A 12,615-nucleotide genomic window follows, 5' to 3' on the forward strand; every position below is an offset into this window, starting at 1 on the left:
CTTATTAATGGTGTTCTTCAATTGCCATTCCGATAAACAGGGCCGACAAGATCGTAAATATAAACGCCTGGATAAATGCAACCAGTAGTTCGATCGCGCCAATGAATACTGCAAAAGCAATAGAGATTGGAGCTATATATAGACTGTTGAAGACAAACACAAGGCAGATTAACGACAACACCAAGATGTGTCCTGCAGTAATGTTAGCAAACAAACGAATCATTAAGGCAATAGGCTTAGTAAAGATACCGAACAACTCAACCGGAACCATAACGATATACATCCACCATGGTACATCAGGCATAAAGATGTGCTTCCAGTAGTATTTGTTACCGTTAAAAACAGTAATACCGAATGTTGCAATCGCAAGAATCATAGTTACCGCGATATTACCAGTTAAGTTTGCACCTCCCGGTAAAAATGGAACCAGACCCAACATATTGTTAAACCAGATAAAGAAAAACACGGTTAACAAATAAGGCATGAAACGCTCGTATTTATGACCAAGATTTGGCTTGGCAATATCATCACGTACAAATAGAATAATCGGCTCCATCCATGATTGCAATCCTTTTGGAGATTTACCTTTACGTTTTCTATAACCACTAGCTACATTGAAAAACACAGCTAACAATACGAGAACAGACAATAATAACGTACAAACGTTTTTGGTGATCGATAAATCAAGTGGGCGCTTATTTAATGCATGATGTTTTTCATCTAACTCTACATACTGTCCGTGTGCATTCGCAACTTCAGATGCATAGTAAATCTTTTCGTGCATTTTAACAAAACGCTGCCCGTTTCGCTCCACTACAACAGTAGCTTCATCATCATGATTAAATTCTCCAGAACTGAAGGTCACCAAACCATTTGGGGTATACAAAATCACTGGTAGGTTGATATAGGTATGTCCTATAACATGCCAGCTATGAGAATCGGCAATGTGATGCAAAGCAAATTTACCGATATCAAACTTTTTCTCAGCCTTAGTCTCGGCATGAGTACTATCTGTTGCTAAACTGTCAACCTGAGCAAAAGCTGCCGGTGTTACAGAAAAAAACGCTAAAAAAAGCGCAAAAACAACAATTAACCTATTAACTTTAAATTCAAAAACGTGGCTACAATCCATTTAGTCGCAGATTTTTACTATTTATTTTGGTGGCGCAAGTTACGTAACAAAGAGTATATTTCAAAGAAGCTGAACAATAAATATAAAGAAAAAAAATTCAGGACGAAAACCATGCCCTTTTCTTTACTGTTCATACTGTAAATCAGTACAAAAGCCATAGAGAAGATCATCTTCAATGCAATTGATGCCATAATAGCCATTACACCCGCCTCAGGATTGCGTTTCATCCCCAAATCCGCTACTACATAGGCAATAAAAGTAATCCCTGCCAGGAATCCGAAAACCACCCAAAACTTTTTAGCCAGAATTGTAACCTCAGGAAAAGCAGAAGGCAATAGATAAGCGATGGTACCAAGCACCACCGTAAACAACAAATAAGAAAATGTAAATCGTGCTAAACTCAAATCAGTAAATTTTCACAAAAGTATATATTTAGCCTCGATTAAATAATCATTTCTCTTTATTTAATTGTTTAACAACCTGATACAAGGAGAGCACCACCCCTAACAAGCTCAATAGGGCTGTAAAAATTGGTGTCTTGCTATTTCTATGCGCATCAATTTTATATCCCGCAAAAGCAAACACGCCAATCACAGCGATCATTTGAAAACTAATCGATGAGTATCGGGCAAAATTATTCACCTCCTTTTTCTTCTCATTAGGATCTATCATACCAGATGATTTATAAATAAAATAGGTTTTGTTAACAAGTTAATGATGAATAAAATACTTTTGCATATATTTTGTTGTTTTATAAGCATTAAATCATCCTATAATTGAAAAACTACGCTATTCACAATATAAAGGTAATACTATTTAGTATTTGCGTTTGTATAATATACGCCTGCGGGTCACAAAAAGAAAATGCGACCACCAGGAGTATGCAAAACTTAACTGCTCGATATAATTATATATACAACTCAAATGTCATACTTGCTGCCCATCAGCAAGAGCTCTCCGAAACCTTTCCAGAAAATTACGACCAGATTTTACCTGTTTACCTCGGACCAGAGATCGATAGCAATTTCATGGCAAAAGATGGTGCAGGTGGCAAATCAATGGATGAGATAATTAAAAAAGCGCAAGTCATCATTCTTGAAAAAACCTACAGCAATTATCTTGATGATGCCTATAACCTGATGGGTAAGGCTCAATTTTATAAAGGGAACTACTTTAATGCAACAGAATATTTCGACTATACCACCAAGAACTTTAAAAAAAGCGAAAAAAGTTATATCGAAGCTTTAAGCTGGAAAGCCAGAAGTTTAATGCAGGTAAGAAGGCTTAGTGAAGCTAAACATGAACTCGATACCCTAGCTTATGCCATTGCCGGCTTAAAGAAAAATACATCTGAACCTTTAGCAACCCTAGCGCAAATGGCTATTTATCAACATAAATATCCAGAGGCTATCTCCTATTTAAAGGAGGCCATTAAGGAAAGCAACAATAGCCAAAACAAAATCAGGTGGACTTATATTCTGGCTCAATTATCGGAGCAACAGAAAAACTATAAAGAGGCATCTTTAAACTACAGAAAAGTCGAAAGAAGCAATGCGCCCTTCGAAATGTATTTTAATGCCAACCTAAACCAGATTAAGTTAAATGCTTTACTGAGTACTAAAAAAACTAATCGTCAGGATGAACTGCTAGCGCTTTTAAAGGACGATAAAAATACAGATTACAACGACCAGGTCTATTACCAGATTGGCGAAAGCCTTTCCGCAGATGGGGATTATGAAAAGGCCATAAAACATTATAGAAAGTCTATTCAAAAGAGTACAAAAAACCAATATCAAAAAGGTCTTTCTTATTTAAGGATCGCCGATCTTAACTTTAAACAGCTGCATAACTATCTAAATGCAAAACTGTATTATGATAGTGCTGTAAATACGCTTCCTAAAAACTACCCTGGCTACGACATCATTCTTAAAAAGACCCAAAATCTGGAATACTTAACCAGTCGTTACCAGACCATTTCAAAAGAAGACACGCTACAGGCCATCGCTAAACTACCAGAACAAGATCGCCTGGTTAAAATACAAGCCATATTGGTTCCTGTAGTAGATAAACCTTTGGCTCCTGCTCAAAACAACGCAGCTATTCCTCCATTTGGAGCTTTTGAACCTGGCAGCAAGAAAGCACCAGCCTCCAGCACCTTCTATTTTAATAACCCAGCGGCCTTAAGCACTGGTTATTCAGATTTCAAAAAGAAATGGGGAAACAGAAAGCTAGAGAACAACTGGCGCCAAAGTATCCGTTCTTCAGCACAAACCACGATTCAGGAGATTACAAATGTCATTAACAACCCTGCAGTTACGGATCCAGGACAAAATGCATTGGCATTAGCTGGTAAAGAAGCAGAGATCAAGGCCTATACGGATGCCTTACCTACCACTCCTGAGCTACTAGCCAAATCAGATCAGAAAATCATTGATGCCTATTACGACATCGCTAATTTCTATCTACAAGAGCTCAATGACCAGGAAGAGGCTGAAGAAGTCTATCAAATTCTTTTAGCCCGGTATCCAGCAAACAATCATTTGTCAGCCACCTATTATAGCCTATTCCTCATTTCTAAAAATAAAGATGAGGCCAAAGCCGAAAAATACAAAAACAAGATTTTAAAGGATTATCCTAACTCCGTATACGCAAAAACAATCCTTGATCCTTCTTTCTCTATCAAGCAGACAGAAATGGAAACGACGATCAACAAGCAATACAACGACATCTTTGACCAATACCAAAAGAAAGATTTCAACGGTGTTATTCAGCATGTCGACGAAGCGCAAAAGACGAACGGTGAAAACTACTTATCTCCACAGTACGCCTATTTAAAAGCCATCTCCATAGGACGAACAAACCCTATAGACCCACTTTTAACCGCTTTGAATGGAATCACGACAGCGTTCCCAGATGACAGGCTGATCACCCCACTGATAAAAGACCATATTGCTTATATCAATACGCATATGGCCGACTTCCAAAAAAGAAGAATTGCATTGCCTGATTTTGATCCCGCAGAATCTCCATTCAAAACAGCACAGGCCTACACGCCTGCTCCAGTACAGCAACCCGTTTCCACGACTGTTCCGACTGTTGTGCCGACACCCGCAGTAGTTCAGCCATCTTTACCGGCAACCAAAACTGAAGAAATTATAGCAGTTAAACCTACAGAAAAAGTGATTGCCCCTGCAAACGCAGAGAAGCCAACCACACCCGATCCGGTTAAAGTTGAAAGCATTTTCAGCACAGCTGTCTCTAAGGAATACTATTTTGTGATTGATGTGGCGGATGCTTCTTTAACCCTCAGTTCATCGCGATTTGGCATCGGACAATTCAATAGAGGGAACTATGCCGGATCTAACTTAAAGCACCAACTGAAAGAATTTGACAATGATCAGCTGGTATATGTAGGGAACTTTAGTAATTTTGACGACGCGAAAGCTTATGCTTCGGGGATTACGCCTCAATTAAAACAGATCATGAAAGTACCTGCTAACATCTACAGCAGCTTCATCATCAGCAAAGAAAACTTTGATAAATTAACCAGTAAAGACTTAATAAACAAGTACCTGGTATTTTATAAAAACAATTATTAAAATGAACAAACAACTTTCGAAAGAAGATATCAGGAAGTACAATTTTGGTTTATGGAAGCTATTAATAGGTGGAATCGTAGTGTTTGCACTGTTCATTATGGCTATTGGATTTGGCGTATTTGGTACCCTTCCCTCTTTCAGAGATATAGAACACCCTAAAAGTAATCAGGCATCAGAAGTCCTGGATGATGAAAACAAAGTATTGGGTACTTATTTTATACAAAACCGTTCCAACATCAGCTATCAGGAAATTTCTCCGAATGTCATCAATGCCTTAATTGCTACAGAAGACATTCGTTTCAAAGAACATTCAGGTATCGATTTCAAACGTACATTTACCATATTTCTCTATGCCCTTGTCGGAAAAAAACAAGGCGGGAGTACCATTACCCAACAGCTTGCCTTAAACCTTTTCTCTGAAGAAGGCAGACAAAAAAACTTTGCCAAGCGTATCCTTCAGAAATTCCAGGAATGGGTAATTGCAGTAAAGTTAGAGCGCAATTATACCAAAGAAGAGATTCTGGTGATGTACCTGAATACAGTTGATTTTGGTAATCAGGCATACGGTATCAAATCGGCAGCAAGAGTTTATTTTGATACTACTCCAGATAAATTAACCGTTGCACAATCGGCTACCCTAATTGGTATCCTTAAAGGTATCAGCAGATATTCTCCTACTCGTAACCCTGATCGTTCGTTAGCGCGAAGAAACACCATTATGGGCTTAATGGTAAAGGCCGACTTATTAGATGAGCAGAAGTACGAAACTGAAAAAGAAAAACCGCTTGGTCTACATTTTACTGCCGCAACAGTAAATGACGGTATCGCTCCTTACTTCAGGGCTGTACTAAAAACAGATATCAAAAGAATTTTCCAGGAGCGTAACATCACCAATAATGGTGTGCCTTATGATTTGGACAGAGATGGTCTAAAGATCTATACTACCTTAAACTACGACATGCAGACCTATGCCGAGGAGGCACAGCGAGAATACATGAAAATCTTGCAAGCTTCATTTGACAAAAGTTGGAAGGGTAGAAACCCTTTTAAAGGTAAAGAGTTGCAGATCGATCAAGGTATTAAAAGATCAGACCGTTATAAAGCCCTTCAAACGGAAGGAAAATCGGAAGAAGAGATCATGAAAGATTTCAATACCCCAACCAGATTGAACATTTTTACCTGGAAAGGAGATATCGATACACTCATGAAACCAATCGATTCGGTAAAATATTATAAAATGTTACTTAGAAATGCCATGATGGCGATGGATCCTCAAACAGGATTTGTTAAAGCATGGGTTGGCGGCATTAGTTATGAGCATTTCAAATACGACCAGGTAAAAATGGGAACCAGGCAAGTGGGCTCTACCGCGAAGCCTTTCACCTATGCTGTGGCTATAGAAAATGGCTATTCACCATGCTATAAGGTATTAAATGAACCAGTAACTATCGAAATTCCGGGTAGTCCAGCATGGACCCCAAAATCTTCTGGTACAGTTCCAGGTTACATCACGCTACAAAAAGCATTAGCCCTATCACAAAACTATATTGCAGCCTATTTAATGAAACAAGTTGGGCCAACTGCAGTAGCCACATTGGCTAAAAAGATGGGTATTACCTCTGATGTACCCGCTTACCCATCTATCGCACTGGGCTCATTTGATGCTTCTGTTTACGATATGGTTGGCGCCTATAGTGTTTTTGCCAATAAAGGCGTTTGGACCAAGCCTAGTTACATTGTCAGGATCGAAGACAAGAATGGTGTTGTACTTTACAGCGAAAAACCAATCCCTAAACCAGCAATGAATGAAGAGGTAGCTTATGTTATGACCCGAATGCTGAGAGGTGTAATCACTAACGGCACAGGCTGGCGCTTAGCGTCCAAATATGGTGTTAAAGCTGCAATTGGTGGTAAAACAGGAACGACACAAAACAACTCCGATGGTTGGTTTATGGGTATCAGTCCGCAATTGGTTGCCGGCGTTTGGACTGGTTGTGAGGACCGTGCATTCCACTTTACCAGTACTGCTGGTGGTGATGGTGCAACAACGGCATTGCCAATCTTTGCAGGCTTCATGAAACGTGTTTACGCAAATCCTAAATTGAAAATTTCACAGGCAGACTTTGTTGCTCCTAAAGATGGAGTATCTATTACTTTTGATTGTGACAAATATCAAGAACAGGAACAAAAGCCTGAAGCAGAAGAAAAATTAGGTTTTTAATAACCCATAGCTTATTATATTTCCATGAGTGCTTTCGATTATAAAAAGGCCCTGTCCGACATTCCACATAATCCTGGTGTATATCAGTATTGGGATGTGGATGGTATGCTGATTTATATTGGTAAGGCCAAGGATTTAAGAAACAGGGTTGGCTCTTATTTTAATAAGGACAACCAAATGAATGGCAAAACCAGGGTTCTGGTTTCTAAAATCCGTAAAATCACTTTTACCATTGTCGACACCGAAATTGATGCCTGGCTTTTAGAGAACAGCCTAATTAAAAAGCATCAACCACGGTACAACATCATGCTCAAAGATGACAAGACCTATCCCTGGATCATCATCAAAAAAGAGCCTTTTCCGCGTTTGTACTGGACCCGAAAAATGATTAAGGATGGATCCACATATTTTGGCCCATACGCCTCTGTAGGGATGATGCACACCATTCTTGACTTAATTAAGGAAACTTATCCCCTGCGGACTTGCAACTTGCCTCTGAATGCTAAAAACATCGATGATGGGAAGTTTAAAGTATGTCTGGAATATCAAATAGGAAACTGTAAGGGACCTTGCCAGGCTTACCAAAGTGCGGCAGACTATGATTCTAATATTGAGGAGATCAAAGATATCCTCAATGGAAAAATAGGTAATGTCATCAAGGATGTAAATCAAATCATTAAAAAGGCCGTTGCCGATTTAAACTTTGAACTTGCCCATCAATACCAGCGCAAATTGCTGGTACTGGAAAAATATCAAAGTAAGTCGACCGTTGTAAATAGCGCCATTACCAATATTGATGTGGTGAGTATTGCTTCGGATGAGCGTTATGCTTTTGTAAATTACCTGAAAGTAATGAACGGTAGCATCATTCAAACCCAAACCATCGAGATCAAGAAGCGTTTGGACGAGACTGATGAAGAACTATTGACCATTGCCATTACCGAATTCCGTAGCCGATTTAACAGTACCTCAAAAGAAATCATCGTTCCTTTCGATATTACCTTGATCGATGAGAATCTTAAGTTTACGGTTCCAAAATTGGGCGAAAAGAAAAAGCTACTCGAACTTTCGCAGAAAAATGTACTCTTCTTCAAAAAGGAGAAATTGAACCAGTACGAGAAGTTAAACCCAGATTTGCGGACAGACAGGATCCTTACGCAAATGCAAAAAGATCTTGGGCTGACTAAACTGCCTAAACATATCGAATGCTTTGATAACTCCAACTTCCAGGGCGCTTATCCAGTATCTGCGATTGTAGTGTTTAAAGATGCTAAACCCTCTAAAAAAGATTACAGACACTTTAATGTAAAAACGGTTGAAGGCCCCAACGATTTCGCTACAATGGAGGAAGCCGTTTACAGACGATATAAGCGCATGTTAGAAGAAGAGGACCCGCTACCTCAATTGATCATCATTGACGGTGGTAAGGGCCAGCTTTCGTCTGCTATGACGAGTTTAAAAAAACTAGGCATAGATAAAAAGGTAACTGTAATAGGAATTGCCAAACGACTGGAAGAATTATTCTTCCCGGGAGATCCATATCCGCTCTATCTGGATAAGAAATCTGAGACCTTAAAAGTCATTCAGCAATTGCGTGATGAGGCCCACCGCTTCGGTATTACCTTCCACAGAAAGAAGAGAGATCAGGGTACACTCAAAACAGAACTGGAGCAAATCCCAGGTATTGGAAAAACTACAGCGGATAGATTACTACAGCATTTCAAGTCTGTAAAAAAGATCAAAGAGGCAAAAGAAGCAGAATTGGAAAAGGTGCTGAATAAAGCGCAGCTTAAAGCCTTGCAGGATTACTTTGTTAAAAGTATAACAAATAAAGATTAAGACAGCATATCATAACGCGATTGTTGTCCCGAATTTATCGTAAAGGGGAAACGCGCTATTCTATTGTCCAATCACCAGATCTAAAAGAGGATGCCGGAAGTCCTCCTGTGTTAAACAATCTCTTCATTTATATTTCTTTTCATTGAGTAACAATTTGAATTGGTATTTATTGATGAAATGATCCGTTGTTTTTTGGGTTAATTAATTGAGGCATCCATACTTCATAAAATGAGCTTTTATGCCCATTCCCGGCCGAAGCATAATCGCACAGAGATATTGCCACCGGTCCTGCCGGAGTTTCCGTATAGGATTCAGGAATAAATTCAGCCTCAAAATGCATAAAATATTCAGTCGGATTATCCGGTAATTTCTTAAGCAGGACATACCCTTGCTGATCAGTTACGGGTTTTAAAACAGCTGCAAGCCCAATACCTTCAAATCTGGAATCCCGAGCCAACACAATCGGTCCGCGCATAATTGCAAAACTCCGAACTCCGTTTCCACTTTCAATAAGCCGGCCACGCATATCCAATTCCAGTGAAATTTTATCGCCTCTTTTCCAAATGCGTTTTATCCTGGTCAGCCCCCCATTCTTAACATCAGCAACAGTCTCACCATTTACAGTTAACTTATTGACGTTACTCCATTCTGGGATTCTAATGCTAATTTCAAATGCTTCGGGTTTATTGATATCCAGCTCTGCATTCATACTTCCCGACTTTGGATAATCGGTAGACTGAATAACTTTAAGTCTTTGGCCCAAGGGGCTTTCCAGCTGATAAGTCCCCCGAACAAAAAAGTTAATTTGTAAACCCTCTCTTCTACCCATTACGATATGAAATGGAAAATTAAACAGTCCCCTTGGCCCACTGGCCTCACAGCAATTCAAATTCATACCGCACTGTCCACTCCCAGGCAAACGCTGTCCGTTCAATGGTGTATACTTTGCCCAAGTCGATCCATTAACACTCATAGAACCTAAAATAGCATTGTAATAAGTCCTTTCTGCTTCATCAGCATATCGACTTTCACCCGTCAACCGTAACAATTGGTTATTTAGTTTAAGCCAGGTAACAGACACACAAGTCTCCTGATAATGATGTACCGGAAAATCCTGTACTTCTTTTCCGCCAAACCACATTTCTGTTGAAGCACCTGAACCAGCAATATTGATTTCTGTATTTCTAATATTTTCCCAGCTGTTTACAACCGCCTGCTTGTAACTATCATTACCCGTTAACCGATAAAGCTCAAGTAAGCCCTCATAGCAAGACATCATCTCATAAGCTTTTTGTCCTTGTTCTGCACTATACCAGTTTTTGGGTTTGGGGAAACGTTCACTTACGTTTATATTAGACTTGCTTAACAACTGTGGGCCATCAGGCCTTTCCCATTGTCTGACAATTTCTTTTGCAAAATTAAGATATTTCACATTATTGGTATATCGATATAGCAAACAAATAGGCTCAAGCACAGATGAGGCCGCCATCCCTTTGTAGTTACCTTTAGTCACAATAATACCGTCTTTTTTATTCAGATCACTTATTAAATTATCAGCAATGTGGCTTGCCCCATTAAGACTTTTTTCATCCTTGGTAAGGTCATAGTAGGAAAGTAAACCCAGCATGCAATACTTCCTGCCCCAAATATCCCATTGCTCCAAACGATGAGACATTGCATAGTTGCCAATATAGCCGTCAGGTGTTTGCGTAGCAAGTAACCCCCTGACGGCTTTCTCCAATACCTGCTTAAGTTGAACTGAAGGATGATACTTATACGCAAGCACAGCCGATGTAAACCACTTGCCCCAAAACTCACTTTGCCACATCTGGGTTTCCTTCCTATTTTCAACTTTAAATGGCTCGATAAGCTTGTCCACATCCTGAACCAGAATACGATTGGCAATAGACTCTTCCAATTTACCACCTAAATATCCGGTTAAATGCATCCCCGATGAAGGTTCAAGCACATCAGATACCGACACTCTACCTTTATTTTGCGCTAATAATTTACCATACGCCATGGTAAAAGACAATAGCGTAACCAACACTATGTTTCTGTTTATCATAAAATACCCTTTTATAGTTGTCAACTACTTGCTCAACCAACCAATGATCCACCAGTTTATTACTTTAAACCGTTTTTAACTCCTGTTAACAAAGACTTTTTCAATGGCTTTGAGGGAGTCAACCAGGCACCTTCACCATATTCATTCCAGGCATACACCAATGCAAACCTTTCTTTTGTTATTTCATCAGGATTATCGTCCATAAATTTCCTAACTGCTTTAATTGACGATTCAACAGACTTTTCCGAATACCCCGTATAACCCGGAGAGTTTTTATATTGAATTGGCCATGGTCTTGGGTCCCAGTTCGTAGTAATTGTAGGTATGATAGGTAATGGAGATTTCCTAAGTGCATTCCAAACCCATACACTCCCACTTTCCAGTCTTTCTATGGGCACACTAGGCTGATTCTTCTCGTAACCAAATTCATGATAATTATAACCTGTAGCAATATCAAAACCACATTCGGCAACCATCTGAAAGGCCTTACTGTCAGGATTCTGACAAATAGCAACGGTAACTCCTGGCAATCCATTTTCTTTTGCCATCGCTCTTAGTTCTTTCAATGCAGCACTAACCTTTTCACCCGATCCAAAACTTTTAATCAAGCTTGGAGCACTGAAAAAAGTTAACAATGGTGAACCCTCAACTTTAACATATTGAGGGTTTTTGAAAAGGTTTATCCAGTATTTACACAGGTAGTTCCAATTTTGCGGACCAATAATGTAATTGTCATGATTTGCAACAAGGAGATTAAACTTTAACTTCTCCTTATTTTTTGCATTTAGGTAGAAAGATAATGCCCTGTTTCTGGGATTATCCTTAAACTCTCCGATCGTGGTGAAGTACCAGCAAAAGCTAAAAAATGAAAGTCCAGAATTAGCGGCAAGGTCTATCTGATCTTCAATAACATCTTGCTTGCTGGTTACCCAGCCCCAAATTGGTTTACGTTCTGGAAAGTCATTAGCCAATTCGGGGGTAAGATGCGGTGTTAAACCTGCCCATCCATCAAAATAGTAAGCGCCAAGAATAACTGAAGAGCTTCGATTTTCCTTATATAATGCCTCCCAAATTTTTTGAGCGATTGCTTTCATTCCTTTATCTGAAGGGTGCATGGCAACTCCTTTATGTTCAAATTTACCAAATGCCATATTAGTCGAATCTTTTGATAGCGCGCTCAGATCCACAAATTGATCACCTCGTGCTTCGCTTACTGATTTAATTTCACTTGCAACAGCCTCCTTTTTCCAAAAAGAACAGGCATTAAGGATTTTAGCCTTTGGATTATCCGCAATAAGATAAGAGATGAGACCAGCATAGTACTTTTTAAAGTCATTCGCCTTCATCGTGCCAGGTTCTACGTTCTCGCCAAGTCTAAGGATAATTAGGTCCGGCTTTGATTGTTTTAGATCATCCAATTGCGATAGATTATAATTCCAGTATCCCTTTTCAAAATCGTTTATATTTCTAAAACGAACAACGGCATTAGGCTCAATAGCCTGAAATTTCTTAATCAATAGATGCACATAATCACTATCTCTGACCGAAGCAGCCATTCCCCAATCACCGGACCAGCCTATATCGCGTTTAGGTCCATGCCTGGTAATACTGTTACCCAGAATTAACACATTTTTGTATTTTGTAACCAAATCTCCCGTAGCTTTGGCAGCACTACAAGAGAAAAAAACACCAAACACAAGTACAAACAAGATAGGAAGCAACCCAAGTTGCCATTTGAATTTTATTTTCATGTCTA

The 12,615-nt window shown here is 39.3% G+C and carries 8 protein-coding genes; 3 read left to right on the top strand and 5 right to left on the bottom strand.

All coding sequences use genetic code 11. The annotated features are described in order from the left end of the window. Positions 1-4 precede the first annotated feature (4 nt). The 3 genes from atpB to BLS35_RS21595 are packed head-to-tail and all read right to left on the bottom strand — an operon-like array spanning position 5 to position 1,804. Positions 5-1,132, bottom strand: a complete 1,128-nt coding sequence (atpB, locus tag BLS35_RS21585) for a F0F1 ATP synthase subunit A (protein WP_090785455.1) — start codon at positions 1,130-1,132, stop codon at positions 5-7. A gap of 17 nt (positions 1,133-1,149) precedes the next feature. Then, positions 1,150-1,536: a hypothetical protein gene (locus BLS35_RS21590; RefSeq protein ID WP_254779028.1), complete on the bottom strand. Its 387-nt coding sequence runs from the start codon at positions 1,534-1,536 to the stop codon at positions 1,150-1,152. 46 nt (positions 1,537-1,582) lie between these two features. Beyond that, entirely contained in the window at positions 1,583-1,804 is a 222-nt protein-coding gene (locus tag BLS35_RS21595; RefSeq protein ID WP_090785456.1) for an AtpZ/AtpI family protein, read from the bottom strand. A 209-nt stretch (positions 1,805-2,013) separates the two neighbouring features. Between BLS35_RS21595 and BLS35_RS21600 the strand changes: the two genes are divergently transcribed. From BLS35_RS21600 to uvrC, 3 genes are read left to right on the top strand one after another with little or no spacing between them, the layout of a single operon-like run. Then, complete coding sequence (locus BLS35_RS21600; protein ID WP_254779030.1) at positions 2,014-4,731, top strand: type IX secretion system periplasmic lipoprotein PorW/SprE; 2,718 nt, start codon at positions 2,014-2,016, stop codon at positions 4,729-4,731. A gap of 1 nt (position 4,732) precedes the next feature. After that, positions 4,733-6,952: a penicillin-binding protein 1A gene (locus BLS35_RS21605; protein WP_090785461.1), complete on the top strand. Its 2,220-nt coding sequence runs from the start codon at positions 4,733-4,735 to the stop codon at positions 6,950-6,952. A 24-nt stretch (positions 6,953-6,976) separates the two neighbouring features. Then, positions 6,977-8,791 carry an excinuclease ABC subunit UvrC gene (uvrC, locus tag BLS35_RS21610; protein WP_090785463.1) on the top strand — a complete coding sequence of 605 codons (1,815 nt, stop codon included), beginning with the start codon at positions 6,977-6,979 and terminating at the stop codon, positions 8,789-8,791. A gap of 166 nt (positions 8,792-8,957) precedes the next feature. On the opposite strand, the gene BLS35_RS21615 is transcribed toward uvrC, so the two are convergent. Beyond that, positions 8,958-10,859, bottom strand: coding sequence for a glycoside hydrolase family 127 protein (locus BLS35_RS21615; protein WP_090785465.1), 1,902 nt, complete (start codon positions 10,857-10,859; stop codon positions 8,958-8,960). 59 nt (positions 10,860-10,918) lie between these two features. Beyond that, positions 10,919-12,610, bottom strand: coding sequence for a glycoside hydrolase family 99-like domain-containing protein (locus tag BLS35_RS21620; RefSeq protein ID WP_090785468.1), 1,692 nt, complete (start codon positions 12,608-12,610; stop codon positions 10,919-10,921). Positions 12,611-12,615 lie beyond the last annotated feature (5 nt).

The organism is Pedobacter sp. ok626 (genome assembly GCF_900100435.1).
Taxonomy (GTDB): Bacteria; Bacteroidota; Bacteroidia; order Sphingobacteriales; family Sphingobacteriaceae; genus Pedobacter.

Bases quoted from the DNA above. Each gene is read 5' to 3' on its own strand.
- atpB (WP_090785455.1), bottom strand. From the start codon at position 1,132: ATGGATTGTAGCCACGTTTTTGAATTTAAAGTTAATAGGTTAATTGTT.
- BLS35_RS21595 (WP_090785456.1), bottom strand. From the start codon at position 1,804: ATGATAGATCCTAATGAGAAGAAAAAGGAGGTGAATAATTTTGCCCGA.
- BLS35_RS21600 (WP_254779030.1), top strand. From the start codon at position 2,014: ATGCAAAACTTAACTGCTCGATATAATTATATATACAACTCAAATGTC.
- BLS35_RS21605 (WP_090785461.1), top strand. From the start codon at position 4,733: ATGAACAAACAACTTTCGAAAGAAGATATCAGGAAGTACAATTTTGGT.
- uvrC (WP_090785463.1), top strand. From the start codon at position 6,977: ATGAGTGCTTTCGATTATAAAAAGGCCCTGTCCGACATTCCACATAAT.
- BLS35_RS21615 (WP_090785465.1), bottom strand. From the start codon at position 10,859: ATGATAAACAGAAACATAGTGTTGGTTACGCTATTGTCTTTTACCATG.
- BLS35_RS21620 (WP_090785468.1), bottom strand. From the start codon at position 12,610: ATGAAAATAAAATTCAAATGGCAACTTGGGTTGCTTCCTATCTTGTTT.